We start from the raw sequence: 23604 nt of genomic DNA, 5'->3' as shown, positions 1-23604 counted from the left end.
GCCGGCCTGGACGGACCCGGCCACGACCCTCCCGGCCGACCCGGACGCACGGATCGACGGGAGCACGGCGGCGGCCGCCGACGGCGACGTCGACTGGGACGCGCTCCGCGAGGCCGCCACCACCGCGATGGGCCGCGCCTACGTGCCGTACTCGTCCTTCCCGGTGGGTGCCGCGGCACTCACCGACGACGGCCGGATCGTGTCCGGCTGCAACGTCGAGAACGCCTCGTACGGTGTGACCCTCTGTGCCGAGTGCTCGCTCGTGTCGCAGCTCTTCATGACCGGCGGCGGCAAGCTCGTCGCGTTCACCTGCGTGGACGGCGACGGGGCGACCCTCATGCCGTGCGGCCGCTGCCGGCAACTGCTGTTCGAACACTCGGCCGAGGGCATGCTCCTCGAGACCGTCTCGGGCATCCGCACCATCGACGAGGTCCTGCCGGACGCCTTCGGCCCCCGGACCCTCGTCACCTACCAGCAGGAGCACTGACCATGGCAGTCGAGCCCTTCGACACCGTCGACCTCATCCGCACGAAGCGCTCGCACGGCGCCCTCTCCACGCCGGAGATCGACTGGCTGGTCGACGCCTACACGCGCGGCTACGTCGGGGACGAGCAGATGGCCGCGTTCGCGATGGCGGTCTTCCTGAACGGCATGGAGCGTCGGGAGATCAAGGACCTCACCCTCGCGATGATCGCGTCGGGGGAGCGGATGTCGTTCGGCTCGCTCGGCAAGACCACGGTCGACAAGCACTCCACCGGCGGCGTCGGCGACAAGATCACGCTGCCGCTCGCGCCCCTCGTCGCGACGTTCGGCGTCGCGGTCCCGCAGCTGTCCGGGCGCGGCCTCGGGCACACGGGCGGCACCCTCGACAAGCTCGAGTCGATCCCGGGCTGGCAGGCCGCGATCTCAAACGAGCGCATGACGGAGATCCTCGACCAGGTCGGCGCCGTCATCTGCGCCGCCGGCTCGGGCCTGGCCCCGGCCGACAAGAAGCTCTACGCCCTGCGGGACATCACCGGCACGGTCGAGTGCATCCCGCTCATCGCGTCGAGCATCATGTCGAAGAAGATCGCCGAGGGCACCGCGGCGCTCGTCCTCGACGTGAAGTTCGGCTCCGGCGCCTTCATGGAGGACTTCGAGCAGTCGAAGCTCCTCGCACAGACGATGGTCGACCTCGGCAAGGACGCGGGCGTCGCCACCTCGGCGCTCCTCACCGACATGGAGGTCCCGCTCGGCCTGACGATCGGCAACGCCCTCGAGGTCCGCGAGTCCGTCGAGGTCCTCGCCGGTGGCGGCCCTGCGGACGTCGTCGAGCTCACGGTCGCGCTGGCGGCCGAGATGCTGCGTCTGGCGGGGCAGCCCGACGCCGACCCCGCGGCGGCACTGGCCGACGGCCGCGCGATGGACACGTGGCGCCGGATGATCGAGGCCCAGGGCGGCGACGCCTCGGCCGCGCTGCCGGTCGCCGCGGAGACCCACGTCGTCACCGCGACCGAGTCCGGTGTCCTCGCCACGCAGGAGGCCCTGCCCTTCGGCATCGCGGCCTGGCGCCTCGGTGCCGGTCGTGCCCGCGCACAGGACCCGGTGCAGGCCGGTGCCGGCATCGAGCTGCACGTCAAGCCGGGTGACACCGTCACGGCCGGCCAGCCCCTGTGGACGCTGCACACCGACGAGCCCGCGCGGTTCGAGCGCGCGCTCGAGTCGCTCGAGGGCGCCTGGTCGATCGGGGACTCCGCGCCGGAGCGCGGTCCGATCGTGCGCGAGCGGATCCAGTAACGACGCGACCAGCAGCCGGACGGGAGGCCCGCCACACGTGCTGTGACGGGCCTCCCGTCCGTCTCGTCCACCGTGGGGACGCGGTGGTCCGTCGTCCACGGTCCCGTGGGTCCGCGACTGCGGTGGCGCGTCCGCGACCGGTAGCCTTGGACGCATGAGCGACGCCGCCACGACCTACCGCCTGCCCGACGCCGGAGCGGTCATCAACGACCTGCCGAAAGTCTCGCTGCACGACCACCTGGACGGCGGACTCCGTCCGGCCACCGTCATCGAGCTCGCGGCGACCGACGGGGTCGACCTCCCGACCACGGACCCGGCCGAACTCGCCACCTGGTTCGCGGACCAGTCGAACTCGGGCTCCCTGGTCGAGTACCTGAAGACCTTCGACGTGACCACCGCCGTCATGCAGACCGCCGCCGGGCTCACCCGCGTCGCCCGCGAGTTCGTCGAGGACCTCGTCGCGGACGGCGTCGTCTACGGGGAGATCCGCTGGGCCCCCGAGCAGCACCTGCAGCGGGGGCTCACCCTCGACGAGACGGTGGAGGCCGTGCAGGCCGGCATCGAGGAGGCGGTCGACGCCGCCGGCGGGTCGATCCGCATCGGGCAGCTCGTCACGGCGATGCGGCACGCCGACCGGTCGATGGAGATCGCCGAACTCGCCGTGCGCCACCGCGACCGCGGCGTCGTCGGCTTCGACATCGCCGGGGCCGAGGCGGGCTTCCCTGCCTCGAACCACCGGGCGGCGTTCGAGTACCTCGCCTCCGAGCTCTTCCCCGTGACGGTGCACGCTGGCGAGGCCGACGGCCTCGCCTCCATCCGGTCGGCGCTCGTCGACGGTCGCGCCCTCCGCCTCGGGCACGGCGTGCGCGTGTTCGAGGACGTCACCCTGACCGACGGCGGTGACGGGTCCATGCTCGCCACGCTCGGCGAGGTCGCGTCCTGGGTGCGGGACCGCGAGATCCCGCTCGAGGTCTCCCCGTCGTCGAACCTGCAGACCGGTGCGGTCGCCGCGTGGGGCGACGACCTGGCCGACCACCCGATCGACGTCCTGTACCAGCTCGGCTTCCGCGTCACGGTGAACACCGACAACCGCCTGATGAGCAACACCTCGCTGTCGAAGGAGCTGGCGCTGCTCGCCGGCACGTTCGGCTACGACCTCGACGACCTCGCCGCGTTCCAGATCAACGCGGCGCTCGGGTCGTTCCTGCCGCTCGAGGACCGCGAGGAGATCATCGCCGCGATCACCGCCGGGTACGCGGAGGCCTGATCCGATGGGGCTGCCGCCACTGCCGGACCCGGCCGTCGTGCTCGGGGCGTCCGCGTCCTCGTGGCGGGACGCGCTGCGGGCGGTCGGCGGCGCCCTCGTCGCATCGGGAGCGACCACCGAGGCGTACACCGACGCCATGACCGCCATGGTCGAGGAGCACGGGCCGTACATCGTCATCTCGCCGGGGCTCGCGTTCGCGCACGCCCGGCCGGGGTCGAGCGTCCTGCGGGACGGCCTGGCGGTCGTCACGCTGGCGTCGCCGGTGGTGTTCGGGCACCCGCACAACGACCCGGTGTCGGTCGTGCTCGGGCTCGCCGTCGCGGAGGTCGGCACACACCTCGAGTCGATCGGCGCGATCGCCAACCTGTTCAACGACCCCTCGGTCACCGGACGGCTCGCTGCCGCCGCCACGGCCGACGAGGTCCGGGCCATCATGGGAGTGACGACGGCATGAAGATCGTGACCATCTGCGGTGCCGGCATCGGCGCGAGCGCCATCCTCAAGGTCAACGCGGAGAAGGCGCTCGCCTCGCTCGGACTGACGGCCGAGGTGGTCGCGGCGGACGTCGCCTCCGTGCGGCAGGTCGCCGACGACGCCAACGTCATCCTGACGAGCCAGGAGTTCGTCGAGACCATCGGGACGACGTACGCCGAGGTCATCGTGATCCGGAACCACTTCGACCAGAGCGAGATCACGGCGGCTGTGGACAGGGCGCTCGGGTAGGGGTCGGGCCGGTACGATCGGCGCATGGTCAGCACCGACAACCCCCTGAACGACCCCGCCGTGGACCCCTTCGACGTGGCCCGTGACGCCGCAGCCGTCATCGCGTCCCGGTCCGGCATCGAGCGGCACGACGTCGCCCTGACGCTCGGCTCCGGCTGGGGGAAGGCCGCCGACCTCCTCGGGAAGACCGTGTCCGAGATCCCCGCGGCGGACGTCCCCGGCTTCAGCGCCTCGGCCGTGCCCGGACACTCCGGCACCGTCCGCTCCATCCGGCTCGCCGACGGCCGGCACGCGCTCGTCATCGGCGCCCGCACGCACTACTACGAGGGCCACGGCGTCCGTCGGGTCGTGCACAGCGTCCGCACCGCCGCCGCGACGGGTGCCTCGGTCATGGTGCTCACGAACGGCGCCGGTGGCATCAAGGAGACCTGGACGCCCGGCACGCCGGTCCTCATCAGCGACCACATCAACCTCACCGCCGACAGCCCGCTCGAGGGCGCGACGTTCATCGACCTGACGGACCTGTACTCGGCCCGTCTCCGCGCGGTGGCGAAGTCGGTCGACCCCTCTCTCGACGAGGGCGTCTACACGCAGTTCCGCGGGCCGCACTACGAGACCCCGGCCGAGGTCCAGATGGCCAAGGCGATCGGCGGCCACATCGTGGGCATGTCGACCGCGCTCGAGGCCATCGCCGCCCGGCAGGCCGGCATGGAGGTCCTCGGCTTCTCGCTCATCACGAACCTCGCCGCGGGCATCCAGAAGACCCCGCTGTCGCACACCGAGGTGCTCGAGGCGGGCAAGCAGGCCGAGCCCGTGATCGCGGACCTGCTCGCCCGCGTGGTGGCCGCACTGTGACCCCCTACGACGGCCCGAGCGACGGTGCCCTCGCGGACGGCGACCTCGTCGACGGTGGCGACCTGGGGAACGGTGGCGACCTGGGGAACGGTGGCGACCTGGGGAACGGTGGCGACCTGGGCGACGGGGGTGCGCCGGACGTGCTGACGACCGCCCGTGCGTGGATCGAACAGGACCCCGACCAGGAGACCCGCGCGGAACTGCAGGAGCTGGTCGACGCGGCGGACACGGACGAACTGACAGCACGGTTCGCCGGTCGGCTGCAGTTCGGGACCGCCGGTCTCCGCGCCGAACTCGGTGCCGGTCCGCTGCGGATGAACCGAGTCGTCGTCACGCAGGCGGCCGCCGGTCTCGCCCGCTTCCTCATCGACTCCGGCCGTGACCGCAGCGTCGTGATCGGGTACGACGGTCGCGTCAACTCGGACGTCTTCGCGCGGGACTCCGCCGAGGTCATGCGCGGCCTCGGGCTCGACGTCACGCTGCTCCCGAGCGCGCTGCCGACGCCGCTCGTCGCGTTCGCCGTCCGGCACCTCGACGTCGGTGCCGGTGTCATGGTCACGGCCAGCCACAACCCGCCGCGGGACAACGGCTACAAGGTGTACCTCGGCGGTGCGGACGCGGGCTCGCAGATCGTGCCGCCGGTCGACGCCGAGATCGCCGCCGCGATCGACGTCGTCGCCGCGGGGGACATCCGGTCGCTCGACCGGGCGACGGACTACACCGTCGCGGACCAGACCCTCGTGCAGGCGTACGTCGACGCCACGGCCGCGACCGTGCCGGCCCCGCTCCTCGCGGTCGAGGCGCAGCCCTCCGTCGTCTACACGGCCATGCACGGCGTCGGGTGGGAGACGGCCCGGGCCGTGTTCACGCGTGCCGGTTTCCGTGAGCCCGCGGTGGTGCCCGAGCAGATCGAGCCGGACGGGGCGTTCCCGACGGTGTCCTTCCCGAACCCGGAGGAGCCGGGCGCGATGGACCTGTCGATCGCGCGCGGTGCCGAACTCGGAGCGGACCTCGTCATCGCCAACGACCCGGACGCCGACCGCCTGGCGCTCGCGATCCCCGACGGTGCCGGCTCCTACCGTCGACTCTCCGGCAACGAGGTCGGCTGGCTCCTCGGCTGGCGTGCCGCGGCCCGTGCTGCCGCCGCCGGCTCGACCGGGGTCCTCGCCGCCTCGATCGTCAGCTCGCCGGCGCTGTCCCGCGTCGCCGAACAGCACGGCCTCGGGTACCGCGACACCCTCACCGGGTTCAAGTGGGTCTCCCGCGTCCCCGACCTGCTGTTCGGTTACGAGGAAGCTCTGGGGTACCTCGTCGACCCGCAGGTCGTGCGCGACAAGGACGGCATCTCCGCCGCACTCGAACTGCTGTCGCTCGCGACCGAACTCGCTGCCGACGGGAAGACCATCGCCGACCAGCTCGACGCGTTCGCCGAGCGGTTCGGGGCGTTCTCCTCCGGGCAGGTCTCGACCCGCGTCGACGACCTGTCGCGCATCGGGGAGATCATGGCCTCCCTGCGATCGTCCACGCCGACGGAACTCGGCGGCATCACGATCACCTCGGTGACCGACTTCCTGGACGGCGTCGAGGGCTTCCCGCCGTCCGACATCCTGCGCTTCGACCTGGAGGGCGGGGCGCGGGTCATCGTCCGCCCGAGCGGCACGGAGCCCAAGGTGAAGGTCTACATCGACACCGTCGCGGACACGTCGGCCGAGGCCGGCGCCCTGACCGACCGCCTGGCGGCGGCGGTCCGCCCCCTCGTGTCGTAGCGCGCTCCGCACCGCGCACGCGCGCGGTGCGGGTGAACCGGCACGCGGCGCACGCGCACAACGAGAACCCGCTCGAACCACTGGATCCGATGGTTCGAGCGGGTTCTCGTTGTGTCGGTGCGACCGGAACCGGGCTCGTCCTCCACGACGGGCGGCTTCCCCGCTGGTGTCCACAGGGTGGGTGGAGTCGATCGTCGCCGGACGGGCAGCGCACGAGGCTGCAGGGATGCAACGACTCCACATCATCAGGGGTGGCACTGCCGACCCCACCGGTCGACGAGGAGCCGACCTCGTCGCGGCTGCCGACCGAGGCGTCCTCGTCCGGCTCGCTCCCGGCAGGTACGTCGAGGCCGAGCGGTGGCGAGCGGCCGACCCCCGGACCCGCCACCTCGCCCGGATCGACGCGATCGACGACCGGATCGCGCAGCGGCTCGTCGTGTCCCACGTCTCGGCCGTCGCTCTGCACGGACTGCCCTGGAGCGGGGAACTGCCCGAGGTGGTCGACGTCATCGACCCGCACCGCGAGACCGCCCAGTCGCTCCGACTGCTGCGGAAGCACCCCGGGAAGGGGCGGGCGACACGCGTCGTCCGGACCCCGTCCGGTCGGGCGGTCACGGACCTGCTGACCACGGTCGTGGACATCGCGCTGACGCAGGAACTCCGGCGCTCCGTCCCCGTGCTCGACGTCGCGTTGCAACGTGGCACCGACCGCGCGGCACTCCAAGCGGAACTCAGCTCCCGGTCCGCTGTCCACGGCCGGGACCGTGCGCGGTTCGCGATCGCGTTCGCGGACCAGCGCACTGGATCGGTGGGGGAGTCGATCGCCCGGGTGGCGCTGGACGAGGTCGGGGCACCACGGCCGCGACTCCAGGTCGACTTCCAGGACCGAGCGGGTTTCGTCGCGCGGGTCGACTTCTGGTTCCCCGACCAGGGCATCGTCCTCGAGTTCGACGGCGCGGCGAAGTACTGGGACCCGGCGCTGCGCGCTGCCGGCCTCACCGCCGAGGACGTCCTCGTCCAGGAGAAGCGTCGCGAGGACCGACTCCGACTCGTCCCGGAGGTGCGGCGGGTCGGGCGGTTCGGCTGGGCGGAGACGCAGGACACGAGCCTGCTGCGGGCACTGCTCGTGGGCCTCGGCCTCCCGCTGGAGGAGCGACGGTTCCGGACGATCCGGTGAACGACGGCAGCGGCACCGCGGGGTCCCAGCGCGGATCGGCGCCGCACAACGAAGACCGCCCCGAACCACGGATGGCCGTGGTTCGGGGCGGTTCGTGTTGTGCGGGTCCGATCGGCGCCGCGGGGCACGCCGCGCGGCCCGCGCTACGCGAGCTCGAGCAGGACGTGCCCGGAGGAGACCGTCTGGCCCACGGGGGCGTTCAACCCCGTGACGACGCCGTCCTTGTGCGCCTGGACGGGCTGCTCCATCTTCATGGCCTCGAGCACGACGAGCAGGTCGCCCTTGACGACGGTGTCGCCCTCGGCGACCGCGAGCTTCACGACGGTGGCCTGCATCGGCGACGCGACCGAGGAACCAGACGCCGCGCGTCCACCCTTGACCGCCGAGGACCGGCGCTTGGGCGGCGCGGAGGGGCCGGACGGACGACGGGCGCCACCGGAGCCACCGACGATCGACGGCATCGTGACCTCGATGCGCTTGCCCTGCACCTCGACGACCACGCTGTCACGCTCGCCGGGGACCGGGAGCTCCTCGGGTTCACCGCTCCAGGCCGGGATCTCGTTGACGAAGTCGGTCTCGATCCACTGCGTGTAGATCGAGAACGGCGTGGCGTCGTCGGTCGCGAAGGCCGGGTCGCTGACGACCGCGCGGTGGAACGGGATGACGGTGGGGAGCCCGGCGACCTCGAACTCGGCGAGGGCGCGGCGGGAGCGCTCGAGGGCCTCGGCGCGGGTGGCGCCGGTCACGATGAGCTTCGCGAGCATCGAGTCGAACGAGCCGGAGACGACGTCGCCCGACACCACGCCGGAGTCGACCCGGACGCCGGGGCCCGACGGGGCGTTGAAGACGTGCACCGGACCCGGCGCGGGGAAGAAGTTGCGGCCCGGGTCCTCCCCGTTGATGCGGAACTCGAACGAGTGCCCGCGCGGGGTCGGGTCGGCGTAGTCGAGCGTGCCGCCCTCGGCGATGCGGAACTGCTCGCGGACGAGGTCGATGCCGGTGACCTCCTCGGACACGCAGTGCTCGACCTGGAGACGGGTGTTCACCTCGAGGAACGACACCGTGCCGTCGGCGCCGATGAGGAACTCGCACGTGCCCGCGCCGACGTAGCCGACCTCGCGGAGGATCGCCTTCGACGACGCGTACAGCCGCTCCTGCTGGGAGTCCGTCAGGTACGGCGCCGGGGCCTCCTCGACGAGCTTCTGGTGCCGACGCTGCAGCGAGCAGTCACGCGTCGACACGACGACGACGTTGCCGTGCTCGTCGGCGAGGCACTGGGTCTCGACGTGGCGCGGCTTGTCGAGGTACTTCTCGACGAAGCACTCGCCGCGACCGAACGCGGCGATGGCCTCGCGCGTCGCGGACTCGAAGAGCTCCTCGACGGAGGCACGGTCGCGCACGACCTTGAGGCCTCGCCCACCGCCACCGAAGGCGGCCTTGATCGCCACGGGCAGGCCGACCTGGTCGACGAAGTCGAAGACCTCGGACACGTCCTGCACCGGCTCGATGGTGCCGGGGGCGAGCGGCGCCCCGACCTTCTCGGCGACGTGCCGCGCGGAGACCTTGTCGCCGAGGCGCTCGATCGACTCGGGCGACGGGCCGATCCAGGTGAGTCCGGCGTCGATGACCGCACGGGCGAAGTCGGCGTTCTCGGCGAGGAAGCCGTAGCCCGGGTGGACGGCGTCGGCACCGGAGCGGCGGGCGACCGAGATGATCTTCTCGATGACCAGGTAGGTGTCGGCGCTCGTGGTGCCGTTCAGCGCGTAGGCCTCGTCGGCGAGGCGTGCGTGCAGGGCGTCACGGTCCTGGTCGGCGTAGACCGCGACCGAGGCCTTGCCCGCGTCGCGGGCCGCGCGGATGATGCGGACGGCGATCTCGCCGCGGTTCGCGATGAGGACCTTGCTGATGCGGGGCATGGAACATCAGCGTATTCGTGTGCCGAGGTCGTGTTTTGACCGGCATCCACAAGAAACCCCTCGGGATGCAGGTGGATGTCTACAGCGCCCAGAGGTCGTGCCAGGCGAGCCCGAAGCCCCGGAGGAGCATCGACCGGAGCACGGGGAGCGAGAGTCCGACGACCGCGGACGGAGTCCCGTCGATCCGCGTGATGTAGGCGGCCGCCCGGCCGTCGATCGTGAACGCGCCGGCCACCTCGAGGGGCTCGCCCGTGGCGACGTAGGCGTCGATCTCCGCCGGGGACATGTCGTCGGCGAAGGTGAGGACGGCGCTGTCGACCGCGACCACGCGGTCGCCGTCGACGACGAGTGCCGACCCGCCGGGCGCGACGGCGCCCAGCGACGGGACCGCGTCGGTCGACGCCGACGTCCCGGACCCGGTCCGCGCCGGTGCTGCGGATCGGACGGGAGGCTCGTCATCCGCCCGCCCCGCGCCTCCCGGCCCCGACACGGCCGGTCCGCTGCCGGCCCGCCGGTCGATGACGCAGTGGCCGCTCCACAGCGTCCCGCCACCGGCGGCGAGCATCTGTCGCCAGCGCTCCCGGGCGACCTCCGGGTCGTGCGGCTTGCCGTACAGCCGCCCGTCGACCTCGAACGCCGAGTCGCCGCCGAAGACGACGCCGTCGAGCGGAGCGCCGTCGTCGACCGTCACCGAGCCGTCGGCGACCGCCGTTGCCTTGGCGACCGCGAGCAGCGCCACGAGCTCCGGCCCGGTCAGGTCCCGCCCGAGCCGTTCCCGTTCCGCGGCGCCCACCGCGTCCTCGTCGACGCCCGGCGACACGAGCACCGGCTCGATCCCGGACTGCGCCAGGAGCGCACGACGGGCGGGGGAGGTGCTCGCGAGGTACAGACGCATGGGAACATCGAACCATGGGTGAATCCGTCGGCACACTGCTCGAACTCGACGTCACCGGGATCGCCCACGGCGGCATCTCGGTGGCACGGCACGAGGGACGCGTGGTGTTCGTCACGGACGCCGTCCCCGGGGAGCGGGTCGTCGCCCGTGTGTCCGAGGACCGGAAGAAGTCGTTCTGGCGCGCTGACACGGTCGAGGTCCTCGAGCCGAGCGAGCACCGCGTCGACCACGTCTGGCCGGAGGCGGCCCTGGACCGTGACCCCGCCGTCCGCCCGGGCGGCGCCGAGTTCGGGCACATCGCCCTGGCCCACCAGCGGACCCTGAAGCGGGACGTCCTCGTCGACTCGTTCTCGCGGTTCGCCCGGGTCGACCTCGACGACCTGCTCGGCACGCCCGTCGTCGTGGAGTCGGCGCCCGGCGACGACGAGGCGGACGGCCTCGGGTGGCGCACCCGCATCCGGCTGCACGTCGACGCCGACGGCACGCCCGGCCCCTTCGCTGCGCGGTCGCACACCGTCGTCCCGGTCACCTCGCTGCCGCTCGCGACCGCTGCCGTGCAGGCGTCCGCACCGATCGCCCGCGGCTCGATGCCGGGGGCGGAGGTCGTCGACGTCCTCAGCCCGAGCGGCTCCGAGGGAGCCCGGCTCGTGGTCGACGCCCAGCGCCCGACCGTCGTGCACGAGGTCGTCGGCGACCGGACCTTCGCCGTGGACGACACCGGCTTCTGGCAGGTGCACCGGGCGGCGCCCGCCGTCCTCACCGCCGCCGTGCACGACCTGGTCGACCCCGCGCGCCTGGACCCGGAGGGCCAGCACCTCGACCTGTACGGCGGCGTCGGCCTCCTCGCCGCCGCGCTCGCCGACCTCGCCGGGCCGCGTGCCCGGGTCACGAGCGTCGAGAGCGCGACCCGGGCGACGGAGCACGCGCAGGAGAACCTCGCCGAGTGGATCGGTGCCCGTGCCGAGACCGGCCGGGTCGATCGTTGGTTGGCCCGCACGGTCGAGCACGCCTCGCGTCCGGAGCGTGACCGCTTCCGCGCCGGCACCGTGGTGCTCGACCCGCCCCGAGCCGGTGCCGGTCGGGACGTCGTGGTGTCCGTCGCGGCGCTGCAGCCGGCCCAGGTCGTCTACGTCGCCTGCGACCCGGTCGCACTGGCACGGGACGTGGCCACCTTCGCCGACCTCGGCTACCGACTGGAGGCCCTGCGCGCCTTCGACCTCTTCCCGCACACCCACCACCTGGAGGCCGTGGCCCGTCTGGTGCCGGTCGCCTGAGCCGGTCGGCGCATCCGGCCCGGCACTTCCGTCGCGGGGTACGAAGCTGACCCTGACCTGGGTATCCTTGGTGTCTGGACGGCCGTCGGGACAGGGCCCGGTGCGTCGTCACAACGAGAGGCAACCGTGGGAGACACCACCAGCACATCGACCGGCACGACAGGGACTGCCGGTCTCGGGACACGACCGGTCCGGGTCGCGGTCGTGGACGACCACGAGTCGGTCCGACTGGGCATCCAGGCCGCCTGCCAGAACGAGGGGTTCGAGGTGGTCCTCACCGCCGCGAGCGTCCCGGAGTACATCGCACAGCTCGGCGGACGCGAGGTCGACGTCGTCGTCCTCGACCTGTCGCTCGGTGACGGCTCGACGGTGACCGAGAACGTCAAGGGCGTGCAGGGCACCGGCTCCGCCGTCCTCGTGCACAGCATCGCCGACCGCGTCGCGAACGTGCGCGAGGCACTGGCGGCAGGGGCCGCCGGCGTCATCCCGAAGTCCTCCGCCACGAAGACCGTGATGGCGGCCGTGGCGACCGTCGCTCGTGGCGACGTCCTCAACAACCTCGAATGGGCGAGCGCGATCGACGCCGACCGGGACTTCGCGAAGGCGCAGCTCGGCCGACGTGAGCGGGAGATCCTGCACCTGTACGCATCGGGGCTGCCGCTCAAGCTCGCGGCCCAGCAGCTCGGCATCGGGTACTCGACCGCGCGGGAGTACCTCGACCGCATCCGCGTGAAGTACGTCGAGGTCGGCCGTCCGGCCCCGACCAAGGTCGACCTCCTCCGTCGTGCGGTGGAGGACGGGATCCTGCCGGGGCTCGACTCCGGCATCGACCCCGACGGCGATGGCCGCTGACGACGTCTGCGCCCGGCGGTCCTCGTGACGGCCGAGGCGGTCGTCACGTCGACCTCCACCATGGCGGACCCGTCCCGGTCCGTGCGCGCCACGATCACGCAGGCGTCCCTGGACCGGGCGTTCACGATCCTCATGGCGATCGCGGCGATCGGGTTCGGCGCGGTGAACACACCGTCGCTGTTCAAGCAGCTGCCGTTGCTCGATGCGTTCTGGGCGCCGGCGACGACCATCGTGGTCGGGCTGTCGCTCCTGGCGGTCGGCGCCTCGGCGTTCGCGCAGCGGTGGGCGCAGCCCGCGCAGATCCTCTGCGCGCTGCTGTTCTTCGTCGCGCTGGTGACCTTCCCGCTGACCGTCCGTGAACCGCTCTCCGCGGCCGAGATCCCGTGGCCGTGGTGGCTCTGCAACGTCGGCACCATCGCCGCGTCCCTCAGCTTCGCCACCTGGCGGGCGGCCGTCTACAACGCGCTCGTCCCGATCGTGTACATCGTGCTGCGGTTGTCGCCGGCGGGTGGGGCGGTCGGCCTCCAGCGCGCGCTGCTCGACGGCGTGTACACCGCCGTCCTCGGCACCGCGGCGCTCGTGCTCATCGTGGTGCTGCGCCGGGCCGCCGCGGCCGTGGACGTCGCCCAGGCGACCGCGGTGCGCCGCTACTCGCGGGCGATCCGCGAGCACGCCACCGAGGTCGAGCGCGTCCAGGTCGACGCGATCGTGCACGACAGCGTGCTCACGACCCTGCTGTCCGCAGCCCGGGCGGACACGCCCGAGGCGAAGACACTCGCGGCCCGGATGGCACGCAACGCGATCGACCACCTCGCCGCCGCGGCCGCGGACGGCCCGGGGGAGGACCCGGCGGTGCCGTTCTCCGCACTCCGGGACCGGATCGTCACCTCGGTGACCACGCTCGCCGCTCCCGTCGAGGTACGCAGCGTCCCGTCCGACGGACCCGCCGTGCCGACCTCCGCCGCCGACGCCCTCGCGTCCGCCGCACTGCAGGCAGCGGTCAACAGCGTCCAGCATGCGGGGACGGACGCGCACCGGTGGGTGACGATCGACGCCGCGGGCGGCAGGGTCCGGGTCGAGGTGGCCGACGACGGTGCCGGGTTCGACCAGCGGACGGTCCCCGCCGAGCGACTCGGCGTCCGGCGGTCGATCATCGAGCGGATGGCGGCGGCAGACGGCGTCGCCGAGGTCCTGTCGGCGCCGGGGTCCGGGACGCGTGTCGTGCTCCGGTGGCCCGCGCCGCAGCCGGCCCTCGGGACGGAGGGACTCCGGTGAGGGCGTCGGTCACGGCCGGCAGCGCGACCGGGCTCGCCGCGTTGTTCTCGCTCGTGCACCTGGTGCTCGCCGTGTCCACGCTGCCCACCGACCCCGCCGACGCTGCCCGTGTCGTGTCGTGCATGGTCCTCTACGCCGCGGCCACCGCACTCGCGCTGTTCGTGCGCGGATCGGTGTTGCCGGTGTGGGTCGCGTGCTTCGCGCTCGCCACCGCGATCGTCATGCCCGTCGTCTGTGCGCCGGCGGTCGACCTCAGCGTCGCACCGACCTACTCGACGTGGTGGATCGCGGCGGTCGGCACGCTCATGGTCGTGCTCGCCGTCCGGCAGCGTGGCCCGTTCGCCTGGGCCGGAGTGCTGTTCTGCACCGTGCACTCGGTCGCGTGGGCCGGGCCCGGTGCGCTCGGCGAGCTCGGCGCACTCGGTAGCGTCATCTGGCTGTCGGTCGCGACCGGCTTCGCGATCGCGATGAACCACGCCAACCGGATCACCCGGGACTTCGTCCGGGCCGAGCAGGAGACGGTCGACTGGCAGGCGGCGCAGGACGCGCACGTGTCGGAGCGTCAGGTGCGCCTCGGGCAGACCACCCGGATGGCGCTGCCGATGCTGCAGCGCATCATCGACACCTGCGGCGACCTCGACGCGGACGAGCGCGCGGAGAGCTTGCACCTCGAGCAGGCGATCCGGGACGAGATCCGTGGACGCTCCCTGCTGTCCGACGGCGTCCGGGGCGAGGTGATGCGCCTCCGTCGCCGGGGCGCGGTCGTCCAGCTGCACGACGACGGCGGTCTCGACGACCTCGACGCGACCGAGCTGGCGCGCGTGCATGCCGAACTCGCGGACGCACTGCGGCGTGCGTTCGCTGCCCAGGCGGACAACGTGATCGTGCGGACCGTCCCGGACGGCGCCGACGAAGCCGTGACGGTGGTCGGGCTGCGTCTCGACGCGGCGGAGAGCGAGTCGGCGGCCCTGGGCGCGGCGGACGAGGACGACGACGAGGACGACGACTCGGTGGCGCTCTGGCTGGAGATCCCGCGGGCGGCGCCGGTGACCGCGAGCGGCGCGTAGCCGTACCGCCGCGGGCTCGTGTCGGCACTGCCGCAGGTGCGGGGGCGCACTACCGCGGGCGCAGCACTGCCGCAGGCGCGCCCACACTGCTGCACGGGGTGCCGGAAACGGGAACGGGCCGGTCGGAGCTACCGACCGGCCCGTTCGCGACCCGAGTCAGAGCGACAACCCGAATATCGCCCTGACTCGTCACGGTGGTGGCTTCGTACCCTAGTCGGCCACCGACCGCCGATGCACTTCATCGAAGAACACCGAACAGGGACAATCCTGCCCGCACCGCCGCGGGGTGTCAGTCGTCATTTCGGGGGACAATTGCGCGGATCTGCGCGGATCGGCGGCCCATACGTCCCCCGAGTGAGGGGAGACGGAACGGTGTGTCGCCGCCGCTGACCCCGACGGGACGCGCACCTGGGCGACAGCTGTCGACCGGCTGCACTCGGGGTACACGCGGGTCAGCGGAGTGACCGACTCCACGTGCCCTGGTGCAGAGGGACGCGCATGCCGCGGGCGGAGGCGTCCCACCCCGACCGCGGCGAGTCCTCGGCGCGAGCGCGCCCGGCGGCCGCGGCCTCGTCGGCCTGGCGTTGCAGCACCGCGATGACGGCGGCGAGCTCCTCCGGCGTCGGGTCACCTGCGACGACCCGGACGTCCGCGACCGACGCGGGGGCGTCAGCGGGGACGGCGGCAGCGTGACGCGCGGTCACAGCGGGATGTTCCCGTGCTTCTTCGGCGGCAGGCTCGCCCGCTTGCCCCGCAACGCCCGGAGCGCCTTGATGACCGAGACCCGGGTGGCGTGCGGCTGGATGATGCCGTCGAGCTCACCGCGCTCGGCAGCCAGGTACGGCGACGCGACGTTGTAGGTGTACTCGTTCGCGAGCTTCGTCCGGACCGCGGCGACGTCCTCGCCGGCCTCCTCCGCCCGCTTGATCTCGCTGCGGTACAGGATGTTCACCGCGCCCTGACCGCCCATGACGGCGATCTCGGCGGTCGGCCACGCGAGGTTGATGTCGGCACCGAGCTGCTTCGAGCCCATGACGATGTAGGCGCCGCCGTAGGCCTTGCGGGTGATGACCGTGACGAGCGGCACGGTCGCCTCGGCGTACGCGTAGAGCAGCTTCGCGCCACGGCGGATCACGCCGGTCCACTCCTGGTCGGTGCCGGGCAGGTAGCCGGGCACGTCGACGAGGGTGAGGATCGGGATCCCGAACGCGTCGCAGAAGCGGACGAAGCGCGCGGCCTTCTCGCCGGCGTCGATGTTCAGCGTGCCGGCCATGGCCTGGGGCTGGTTCGCGATGATGCCGACGGTACGACCCTCGACGCGGCCGAAGCCGATCATGATGTTCGGCGCGAAGAGGGGCTGCACCTCGAGGAACTCGCCGTCGTCGACGACGTGCTCGATGATCGTGGTGACGTCGTAGGGCTGGTTCGTCGAGTCGGGGATGACGACGTCGAGCTCGCGGTCGGCGTCGGTCGTCTCGAGTTCCGGTGCGACGTCGTAGCTCGGCGGGTCCGACAGGTTGTTGTCCGGCAGGAAGCCGATGAGCGACCTCGCGTAGTCGAGCGCGTCGGTCTCGTCCTCGGCCAGGTAGTGCGCGACACCGGAGACGGCGTTGTGCGTCTGGGCGCCGCCGAGCTCCTCGAAGCCGACGTCCTCGCCCGTGACGGTCTTGATCACGTCGGGCCCGGTGACGAACATGTGGCTCGTCTTGTCGACCATGATCACGAAGTCGGTGAGGGCGGGGGAGTAGACCGCTCCGCCGGCCGCGGGCCCCATCACGATGGAGATCTGCGGGATGACCCCGGAGGCCGCGGTGTTGAGCCGGAAGATCTCGCCGTACTTGCCGAGCGCGACCACGCCCTCCTGGATGCGGGCGCCGCCGGAGTCGAGGATGCCGATGATCGGCACGCCGGTCTTCAGGGCGTGCTCCATCACCTTGACGATCTTCTCGCCGGCGACCTCGCCGAGGGATCCGCCGAAGACGGTGAAGTCCTGCGCGTAGACCGCGACCTGACGGCCGTGGATCGTGCCGTGTCCGGTGACGACCGCGTCTCCGTAGGGGCGCTTCGACTCCATCCCGAACGCGAAGGTGCGGTGGCGGACGAACTCGTCGAGCTCGACGAAGGAGTTCTCGTCGAGGAGCTGCGCGATGCGCTCCCTGGCGGTCATCTTGCCCTTGGCGTGCTGCTTCGCGATCGCGGCCTCGCCAGCGGCGGTCACGGCTTCGTGGTACCGGTCGCGGAGGTCGGCCAGACGGCCGGCGGTCGTCGAGAGATCGGGGGTGTCTCCTGTGGTCACCCGCTCACCCTACCGGCGGTCCCGACCGCATCCGTTGGAGGACCCCCACGGTTCCGCGCCGTAGGTTTGCGTGCATGTCCACACCGGTCGCGCCCTCGTTCCCCCGTGCCCGTGCCCTCGTCGAAGCGGCCGGAGCGACGTTCGTGGTGCACGCGACGACGGGTTCGACGAACGCCGACCTGCTCCGTGACGCACCCGGCCTCGCGGACGGCAGTGTCGTCGTCACGCTCGACCAGACCGCGGGGCGGGGCCGACTCGACCGCTCCTGGGTGGCACCGGCGGGGCAGACCCTCGCCGCCAGCGTGCTCGTGCGGGCGGGACTCGAACCCCGCGACCGCGGGTGGTTGCCGCTCGTGGCCGGCGCCGCGGTCCGGGACGCGGTCGCCGAGGTCCTCGCCGGTCGGGCACCGGAGCAGGGGCAGCCGGACGAGCCGGTTCGGTCGACCGGGCAGCGGGTCCTGGTGAAGTGGCCGAACGACGTCCTCGTCGACGGCCGCAAGGTGTCCGGCGTCCTCTGCCAGGTGGCGTCCGACGGGTCCGTCGTCGTCGGCGTCGGCGTGAACACGACGATCCCGGTGGAGGCCCTGCCCACCCCGACGGCGACCTCCCTGCTGGTCGCCGGCGCGACCGAGCCGGCCGCAGTGCTCGCCGACACGGTCCTGGCGGACCTCTGGACGGGCCTCCAGGACGCGGTGTCGGGGCTCGCCGCCGGCGGGGCGGCGGCCGAGGCGGTCCGCTCCCACGTGCGGGCGGTCTGCGGGACCGTGGGCCAGCAGGTGCGGCTCGAGTTGCCCGACGGCTCGACGGTCGAGGCGGACGCCACCGGTGTCGACGACGACGGGCGCATCACGATCCGGGACCGGAGCGGCGTGCCCAGGGGCGTCGCGGTGGGGGACGTCACCCACCTGCGCTATGCATGACGGCATGACCGACGAACCGCCGCCCGAGCTGGTCGTGGCGCGGCTCCGACCGCACGCCCGACGGCTCGTCCGTCCGGCGGTGACGGTGGTGCTCGCGGCCGCGGCCGGCGGGTTCGGCTTCGGGGTGTTCCGGGCCGAGCTGGCCTGGCTGAACGTGGTGGTCGCCGTGGTGGCCCTCGCGCTCGTCGTGCTCGGCGGGGTCGTCCCGCTCCTGCGCTGGCTGTCGCAGCGGTACGTCGTCACCACGAGGCGACTCGTCGTCGTGCAGGGTCTCGGGACGCGCACGAGACGTGAGCTCCTGCACTCCCGCGGGTACGACGTGACCGTGCGACGCCGTGGTGCGCAGGGCCTGTTCCGGTCCGGGGACGTACTCGTGTTCCCGGGGGACGACCCCGCGCTCGTGCTCGCCGACGTCCCGCACGCCGACCTCGTGGTCGCGGTGCTGCACGACCTCGTCGAGGCGCACGAAGCCCGTCGTCGGCACCGGGAACCGGACTGGGACGACATCGTCAGGGGCACCGCACCGCGCGACGCGTGAGTGCTCCGTGGGTCGGGTGGCCGGCCGCGCGGACCACCGTCACGTGGACCGGCCCGGGAACCGGTAGCGTCGTGGCGTGCGTATCTCTGTCATCGGCTGCGGCTACCTCGGTGCCGTGCATGCCGCCTCCATGGCCAAGCTCGGACACGACGTCGTCGCCGTCGACGTCGACCCGGAGAAGATCGAACGGCTCGCCGCCGGTGAGGCACCGTTCTTCGAGCCGGGACTGCCCGAGATCCTCGGCGAAGCGATCGCGTCCGGGCGCATCCGGTTCACCACCGACATGGCCGAGGTGGCCGGGGCCCAGGTGCACTTCCTCGCCGTCGGCACCCCGCAGGGCCCGACCGGCGCCGCCGACCTCCGCTACGTGGACGCGGCGATGGCCTCGCTCACGCCGTTCGTCTCCGCCGGCGAGTTCGTCGTCGGCAAGTCCACGGTGCCCGTCGGCACGGCCGCCCGACTCGGCGCCGACCTGACCGCGGCCGTCCCCGGTGCCACGCTCGTCTGGAACCCCGAGTTCCTCCGCGAGGGCTTCGCCGTGCAGGACACCATCACGCCGGACCGCTTCGTGTACGGCGTCCCGGAGGGCGAGGACGGCCAGCGCGCGGTCGCCGCGCTCGACGAGGTCTACGCCACGGCCCTCGCCGACGGCACCCCGCGCCTGGTCGTCGACCTGGCGACCGCGGAGCTCGTGAAGATCAGCGCGAACGCGTTCCTCGCGACGAAGATCTCCTTCATCAACTCGATGGCCGAGATCGCCGAGGTCGTCGGCGCGGACGTCACGGCGCTCGCCGACGCCATCGGACACGACGCCCGCATCGGCCGCAAGTTCCTGAACGCCGGCCTCGGCTTCGGCGGTGGGTGCCTGCCGAAGGACATCCGTGCGTTCCAGGCCCGGGCCGACGAGCTCGGGGTCGGCGAGTCGCTGGCGTTCCTGGCCGACGTCGACGCCACGAACCTCCGTCGTCGCGCGCACGTCGTCGAGCTCGCGCAGGAGCTGCTCGGCGGTGCCGTCGCGGGCAAGCGGATCGCGGTCCTCGGCCTCGCGTTCAAGCCGAACTCCGACGACGTCCGCGACTCGCCGGCCCTCGACATCGCCGCACGCCTGCGCGACCTCGGGGCGACGGTCGCCTCGTACGACCCGGAGGCCGTGGTCACCGCACGCCGCGTGCACCCCGAGCTCGACTACGCCGAGACCGCCACGGACGCCCTCACCGGTGCCGACCTGGTGCTCGTGCTGACCGAGTGGAACGAGTTCCGCGAACTCGACCCGACGGCGGTGGCGGCCCTCGTGTCCTCGCCGGTCGTCGTCGACGGTCGGAACTGCCTGGACCGCGAGGCCTGGCGCGCCGCCGGCTTCACCTACCGCGGCATGGGGCGCTGACCGCAGCACCGGTCACCGGCTGCGGGACCACCGTCGGGTGGCCCCGCAGCCGAGGACGTCCGGGTCAGCCGGAGCGCCGACCGCCACGGAGCGCCGAGCGGAGCACGTCGCGGTAGCGTGCGCCGATCCGCTCCGTCGCGTACTCGGCGGCGGCAGTGGCAGCGCCTGCCCCGTGGCGCGTCCGTGCCTCGTCGTCGGTCAACTCCCGGACGAGCGCGGCCCGCAGGGCGTCGACGTCGCCGGGGGCCACGAGCAGCCCGGACCGGTCGTCCCGGACGACCTCACGGATGCCGGGCAGGTCGCTCGCGACGATCGCGGCCCCGACCGCGGCGGCCTCGAGCAGCGTCACCGGCAGTCCCTCCTGGTCGCCGTTCGCGGCGGCGACGGAGGGCAGTGCGACCACGGTCGCCGATGCGAGCGTGGCGAGCACCTCCGACTTGCCGCGCTGCCCGAGGAAGGTCACCGGCAGACCGGCGGCCTGCCGTTCCAGGCGCTCCCGCCACGGCCCGTCACCGACGACGGTGAGCGACCACGGGACGTCCTCGACGCCCCGGAGGGCCTCGATGAGGTTCCCGAAGCCCTTCTTCTCGACGAGACGACCGACCGCCACCACGTGCCCCGGTCGGCGGGTCGCCTGCTCGCGGGCGGCGCGGGCCGGTCCGAGGTCGACGCCCATCGGGATCACGCTCGACCGGTCCTCCGGCACGCCCCACTCCGTCAGACGCTCGCGCATCTCGTCGTTGACCGTCGTGACGTGGGCGGAGCGCCCGAACACCCACTGCTTGAGCCGGACGAGCGGGGCGGCGCGAAGCGCGTAGACGTCCCCGCCGTGGGTGGTGACGACGAGGGGGACGCCCGGGGCCGCGAGCGCCGCGACGAAGGCCTGCGGGATCGCCCAGTGCGCGTGGATGACGTCGGGCTTCCCGGCGCGGACGGCACGACGGACCGCGAGCCACTGCGCGGCCACGAGCGCCGGGACCTGCAGGACACGCTTCCGGTCGGCCTTGAGGTTGTCGAGGATCGCGCCGTCCGCGAGGTCCTCGAACCGTCGCGGGAAGTAGGCGAACCGGCGGACCCGGACGCCGTCGACGGTCTCGGCGCGGGCGGCACCCGCGACGCGCGGTGTGAGCACGGCGGTGTCGAACTCGACGGCCTCCTGTCGGGCGAGGTCGAGCACGAACGCGGGGACGCCGTCGTCGGGGTGCGACGGGAACGTCGAGGCGAGCACGAGCAGGCGCGGCCGAGCGGTGGCCGGGCGGGCGGGTTCGGACAAGGGGGGACCTCCCGGTCGTCGGACGATCGCGGTCGGGCGGCCCTGGTCGGGTTGGTACCCTGCTGGAGGCCCGCGGCGCGACCGGTGTGCGGCGCGGCCGGATCCGGAGCAGGAGACCCGTGCGCGTACTCATCCACAATAGCGATTCGCCCCACAACCGAGGCGACCGGGCGATCCTCGCCGGGAACATCGAACTCGCCCGGCGCCGCTGGCCCGGCGCGGAGATCGTGTCGCTCTCGCAGTACCCGGACCGCGACCGCGCCTGGTTCGGCATCCGCTTCCTGCCGATCTCGCCGTACAGCACGGGCATCGGCGACCTCTTCCTGCTGCTGCGGGCCGCGCGCACCGCCGACGTCGTCCTGTGGGGCGGCGGCGAGATCCTCAAGGACTACACGAACAAGCTCGGCCTCGTGTACTGGCTGCTCAAGTTCCTGCTCGTGCGCCTGGTCAACCGGCACGTCGTCGGCGCCTTCCAGGGCATCGGCCCGACCACGGCGTCGATCAGCAAGCGGCTCATCCGCGCGACCGTCGACCTGACCGAGGTGTTCATCGTGCGCGACGAGGAGTCGCGCGACAAGCTGCTGTCCTGGGGCGTGCGGACGCCGGTCATCTCGTCCTTCGACCCGGCCGTGGTGGGCACCGTCACCGCTCCCGACGCCGACGTCCTCGCGCGCCTCGAACGCGCCACGGGTCTCACCGCAGAGCGCCTCGACGGGTCGGTCGGCATCGGCGTGCGTCGCTGGTTCCACTACAAGCGCAGCGGCTGGATCCCGTTCCGCTTCATCCCGAAGGCCCTCCGCCGATCCCAGGAGGAGTCGGCGGACCTCCTGACCTACCGTGCCGCACTCGCCGAGCTCGTCGACACCGTCGTGGAACGCTGGGACGCGGACGTCGTGTTCTACCCGATGCACATGGAGGCGTCCGAGGGCGACGCCGCCTTCGCCCGCGAGGTCATCGCCGGCATGCGGCACGGCGACCGGACGTTCGTCGTCGAGGCGGACGACTTCTCGCCCGCCGAGTACGCGGGCCTGATGTCGCGGAGCCGCCTGTTCATCGCCAGCCGTCTGCACTCGGCGATCGTCGCGACCATCGCCGGCGTGCCCGCCACGGTCCTCTACTACGTCGACAAGGGCCGGCTGTTCTTCGAGCAGATCGGCCAGCAGCGCTACGCCCGCCCGATCGAGGACGCCCTCACGCCGACGTTCGTCGCCGACGTCGTCGCGTCGCTCGAGGACCTCGACGAGCACCGTGACCGGGTCGTCACCGACCTCGCCGCCGGAGTGACCCGGATGACCGACGCGCTGCACGCCGACTTCGCGCGCGGCACCGGGGGCGGCGCGTGAGTCCGACGACCAAGAAGGTCCTGCGGCGCGCGGCCCCGATCGTCTTCTACGTCCTGCTCGCGCTCTTCCTGTTCCTCTACGTCCGCAGTGTCGACTGGGGCCAGCTCGCCGGCATCCGGTGGAACTGGTGGTGGGTCGCGGTCGCGACGGCGATCAGCCTCGGCTTCCGCTACTGGGGCGTCGGGATCTGGTTCTTCCTGCTCCGTCGGCTCGGTGCCACCGGTCTGCAGGGCAGCGGCGTCGCGCTGACGTTCGTCTACGCGAAGTCCTGGATGGGTCGCTACATCCCGGGCGCCGCGACCTGGATCATCGGCAAGGTGTACTTCGCGTCGAAGCACGGCGTCTCGCGCGCCCGTCTCGGGGTCAGCGGCCTGCTCGAGGGCGCACTGCAGATCGCGGCCACGCTCGCGCTCGCGCTCGTCCTGCTGCTCATCGACCCGAGGACGCACGAGCTGGACCCGTGGATCATCGTGCTGATGGTCGTCGCCTTCGTCGGGTGCGTCGTGTGCCTCGTCCCGAAGGTGTTCGTCTTCCTCATCAGCACGGCACTGCGGATCCTCCGCCGTCCGCCGCTCGACGCCGATGTCGCGCCGAACCTGGGGACCGTCCTCGGTGGCGCCGGTCTTTACGTGGCCGGCGCGGTGCTGTCCGGCACGGCGTACTACTTCATCACGCTCGCGGTCTACCCGGGACTCGACGTGCGCGACGCCGCGTTCGTCATCGGTGCCGCGAGCATGGCGTCGGCCATCAGTATGCTCGCGGTGTTCGCCCCGGGCGGGCTCGGCGTCCGCGAGGGCGTCCAGGCGCTGCTGCTCGGCCTCGTCATGCCGGTGCCGATCGCGCTCGTGGTCGTGGTCGTCACCCGTGTCTGGAGCCTCGCGGTCGACGCACTGTTCCTGCTGACGGCGGCGGTCCCGACGTGGTTCGCGCGGCGACGCCACGAGGACGAGGTCGGACCCGCCGACGTGGAGCCGGCGCCCGGCCACTGAGCGGCGCCGCGTCGGGCG

The 23604-nt window shown here is 72.6% G+C and carries 22 protein-coding genes; 17 read left to right on the top strand and 5 right to left on the bottom strand.

The genetic code is table 11. The annotated features are described in order from the left end of the window. Positions 1-52 precede the first annotated feature (52 nt). From DEI95_RS00220 to DEI95_RS00185, 8 genes are all read left to right on the top strand, one after another. Positions 53-487 carry a cytidine deaminase gene (locus DEI95_RS00220; protein ID WP_258367396.1) on the top strand — a complete coding sequence of 145 codons (435 nt, stop codon included), beginning with the start codon at positions 53-55 and terminating at the stop codon, positions 485-487. A gap of 2 nt (positions 488-489) precedes the next feature. Further along, entirely contained in the window at positions 490-1776 is a 1287-nt protein-coding gene (locus DEI95_RS00215; RefSeq protein ID WP_110889964.1) for a thymidine phosphorylase, read from the top strand. A 154-nt stretch (positions 1777-1930) separates the two neighbouring features. Next, positions 1931-3043 carry an adenosine deaminase gene (locus tag DEI95_RS00210; RefSeq protein ID WP_110889963.1) on the top strand — a complete coding sequence of 371 codons (1113 nt, stop codon included), beginning with the start codon at positions 1931-1933 and terminating at the stop codon, positions 3041-3043. 4 nt (positions 3044-3047) lie between these two features. Continuing rightward, complete coding sequence (locus DEI95_RS00205; RefSeq protein WP_110900562.1) at positions 3048-3497, top strand: PTS sugar transporter subunit IIA; 450 nt, start codon at positions 3048-3050, stop codon at positions 3495-3497. Next, positions 3494-3766: a PTS sugar transporter subunit IIB gene (locus DEI95_RS00200; RefSeq protein ID WP_110824547.1), complete on the top strand. Its 273-nt coding sequence runs from the start codon at positions 3494-3496 to the stop codon at positions 3764-3766. The genes DEI95_RS00205 and DEI95_RS00200 overlap by 4 nt, the downstream gene beginning before the upstream one ends. Positions 3767-3790: 24 nt before the next feature. Further along, positions 3791-4621, top strand: a complete 831-nt coding sequence (locus DEI95_RS00195) for a purine-nucleoside phosphorylase (RefSeq protein ID WP_111059028.1) — start codon at positions 3791-3793, stop codon at positions 4619-4621. 140 nt (positions 4622-4761) lie between these two features. Beyond that, entirely contained in the window at positions 4762-6387 is a 1626-nt protein-coding gene (locus DEI95_RS00190; protein WP_258367395.1) for a phospho-sugar mutase, read from the top strand. A gap of 226 nt (positions 6388-6613) precedes the next feature. Then, positions 6614-7564: a hypothetical protein gene (locus tag DEI95_RS00185; RefSeq protein WP_146243556.1), complete on the top strand. Its 951-nt coding sequence runs from the start codon at positions 6614-6616 to the stop codon at positions 7562-7564. A gap of 143 nt (positions 7565-7707) precedes the next feature. Here DEI95_RS00185 and DEI95_RS00180 read toward each other — a convergent pair whose 3' ends face one another. Together DEI95_RS00180 and DEI95_RS00175 are read right to left on the bottom strand one after the other, a co-directional pair. After that, entirely contained in the window at positions 7708-9480 is a 1773-nt protein-coding gene (locus tag DEI95_RS00180) for a biotin carboxylase N-terminal domain-containing protein (protein ID WP_110824544.1), read from the bottom strand. A gap of 79 nt (positions 9481-9559) precedes the next feature. Then, positions 9560-10375 carry a nucleoside triphosphate pyrophosphatase gene (locus DEI95_RS00175; protein ID WP_111059026.1) on the bottom strand — a complete coding sequence of 272 codons (816 nt, stop codon included), beginning with the start codon at positions 10373-10375 and terminating at the stop codon, positions 9560-9562. 14 nt (positions 10376-10389) lie between these two features. On the opposite strand from DEI95_RS00175, the gene DEI95_RS00170 reads away from it, so the two are divergent. The 4 genes from DEI95_RS00170 to DEI95_RS00155 all read left to right on the top strand — a co-directional run bounded on the left by DEI95_RS00170 (position 10390) and on the right by DEI95_RS00155 (position 14843). After that, positions 10390-11649 carry a class I SAM-dependent RNA methyltransferase gene (locus tag DEI95_RS00170; RefSeq protein WP_110824542.1) on the top strand — a complete coding sequence of 420 codons (1260 nt, stop codon included), beginning with the start codon at positions 10390-10392 and terminating at the stop codon, positions 11647-11649. Between the two features lie 126 nt (positions 11650-11775). Further along, positions 11776-12501 (top strand): response regulator transcription factor, encoded by a 726-nt coding sequence (locus DEI95_RS00165; protein WP_181419566.1) that lies wholly within the window; start codon positions 11776-11778, stop codon positions 12499-12501. A gap of 24 nt (positions 12502-12525) precedes the next feature. Beyond that, positions 12526-13776 carry a sensor histidine kinase gene (locus DEI95_RS00160; protein ID WP_110824540.1) on the top strand — a complete coding sequence of 417 codons (1251 nt, stop codon included), beginning with the start codon at positions 12526-12528 and terminating at the stop codon, positions 13774-13776. Continuing rightward, entirely contained in the window at positions 13773-14843 is a 1071-nt protein-coding gene (locus DEI95_RS00155) for a hypothetical protein (RefSeq protein WP_110824539.1), read from the top strand. Before DEI95_RS00160 ends, DEI95_RS00155 begins: the two co-directional genes overlap by 4 nt. A 452-nt stretch (positions 14844-15295) precedes the next feature. Here DEI95_RS00155 and DEI95_RS00150 read toward each other — a convergent pair whose 3' ends face one another. Continuing rightward, the gene (locus DEI95_RS00150; protein ID WP_110824538.1) at positions 15296-15547 is read right to left on the bottom strand and encodes an acyl-CoA carboxylase subunit epsilon; all 252 of its coding nucleotides are present in this window, start codon (positions 15545-15547) and stop codon (positions 15296-15298) included. Further along, entirely contained in the window at positions 15544-17139 is a 1596-nt protein-coding gene (locus DEI95_RS00145) for an acyl-CoA carboxylase subunit beta (RefSeq protein WP_110824537.1), read from the bottom strand. Before DEI95_RS00145 ends, DEI95_RS00150 begins: the two co-directional genes overlap by 4 nt. A gap of 74 nt (positions 17140-17213) precedes the next feature. On the opposite strand from DEI95_RS00145, the gene DEI95_RS00140 reads away from it, so the two are divergent. From DEI95_RS00140 to DEI95_RS00130, 3 genes are all read left to right on the top strand, one after another. Then, entirely contained in the window at positions 17214-18059 is an 846-nt protein-coding gene (locus DEI95_RS00140; RefSeq protein WP_110824536.1) for a biotin--[acetyl-CoA-carboxylase] ligase, read from the top strand. 4 nt (positions 18060-18063) lie between these two features. Continuing rightward, the gene (locus DEI95_RS00135) at positions 18064-18597 is read left to right on the top strand and encodes a PH domain-containing protein (protein ID WP_110889952.1); all 534 of its coding nucleotides are present in this window, start codon (positions 18064-18066) and stop codon (positions 18595-18597) included. Between the two features lie 76 nt (positions 18598-18673). Beyond that, complete coding sequence (locus DEI95_RS00130; protein WP_110900570.1) at positions 18674-19981, top strand: UDP-glucose/GDP-mannose dehydrogenase family protein; 1308 nt, start codon at positions 18674-18676, stop codon at positions 19979-19981. Between the two features lie 64 nt (positions 19982-20045). Here DEI95_RS00130 and DEI95_RS00125 read toward each other — a convergent pair whose 3' ends face one another. Next, a complete protein-coding gene (locus DEI95_RS00125; protein WP_110824533.1) occupies positions 20046-21254 on the bottom strand; it encodes a glycosyltransferase in 1209 nt (402 codons plus the stop codon). A 119-nt stretch (positions 21255-21373) separates the two neighbouring features. Here DEI95_RS00125 and DEI95_RS00120 point away from each other — a divergent pair, with 119 nt between their 5' ends. Further along, on the top strand, positions 21374-22597 hold the full coding sequence (locus DEI95_RS00120) for a polysaccharide pyruvyl transferase family protein (protein ID WP_181419567.1): 1224 nt from the start codon (positions 21374-21376) through the stop codon (positions 22595-22597). Further along, positions 22594-23586 (top strand): lysylphosphatidylglycerol synthase domain-containing protein, encoded by a 993-nt coding sequence (locus tag DEI95_RS00115; RefSeq protein ID WP_111059025.1) that lies wholly within the window; start codon positions 22594-22596, stop codon positions 23584-23586. Before DEI95_RS00120 ends, DEI95_RS00115 begins: the two co-directional genes overlap by 4 nt. The last annotated feature ends 18 nt before the right edge of the window (positions 23587-23604 follow it).

The organism is Curtobacterium sp. MCBD17_008, assembly GCF_003234475.1.
Classification (GTDB): domain Bacteria; phylum Actinomycetota; class Actinomycetes; order Actinomycetales; family Microbacteriaceae; genus Curtobacterium.
This window is presented reverse-complemented; position numbering and strand designations above follow the sequence as displayed.

Excerpts from the sequence above, each read along its gene's own strand:
- DEI95_RS00200 (WP_110824547.1), top strand. The coding sequence starts at position 3,494 with ATGAAGATCGTGACCATCTGCGGTGCCGGCATCGGCGCGAGCGCCATC.
- DEI95_RS00185 (WP_146243556.1), top strand. The coding sequence starts at position 6,614 with ATGCAACGACTCCACATCATCAGGGGTGGCACTGCCGACCCCACCGGT.
- DEI95_RS00140 (WP_110824536.1), top strand. The coding sequence starts at position 17,214 with ATGTCCACACCGGTCGCGCCCTCGTTCCCCCGTGCCCGTGCCCTCGTC.
- DEI95_RS00135 (WP_110889952.1), top strand. The coding sequence starts at position 18,064 with ATGACCGACGAACCGCCGCCCGAGCTGGTCGTGGCGCGGCTCCGACCG.
- DEI95_RS00180 (WP_110824544.1), bottom strand. The coding sequence starts at position 9,480 with ATGCCCCGCATCAGCAAGGTCCTCATCGCGAACCGCGGCGAGATCGCC.
- DEI95_RS00215 (WP_110889964.1), top strand. The coding sequence starts at position 490 with ATGGCAGTCGAGCCCTTCGACACCGTCGACCTCATCCGCACGAAGCGC.
- DEI95_RS00175 (WP_111059026.1), bottom strand. The coding sequence starts at position 10,375 with ATGCGTCTGTACCTCGCGAGCACCTCCCCCGCCCGTCGTGCGCTCCTG.
- DEI95_RS00170 (WP_110824542.1), top strand. The coding sequence starts at position 10,390 with ATGGGTGAATCCGTCGGCACACTGCTCGAACTCGACGTCACCGGGATC.
- DEI95_RS00210 (WP_110889963.1), top strand. The coding sequence starts at position 1,931 with ATGAGCGACGCCGCCACGACCTACCGCCTGCCCGACGCCGGAGCGGTC.
- DEI95_RS00195 (WP_111059028.1), top strand. The coding sequence starts at position 3,791 with ATGGTCAGCACCGACAACCCCCTGAACGACCCCGCCGTGGACCCCTTC.
- DEI95_RS00205 (WP_110900562.1), top strand. The coding sequence starts at position 3,048 with ATGGGGCTGCCGCCACTGCCGGACCCGGCCGTCGTGCTCGGGGCGTCC.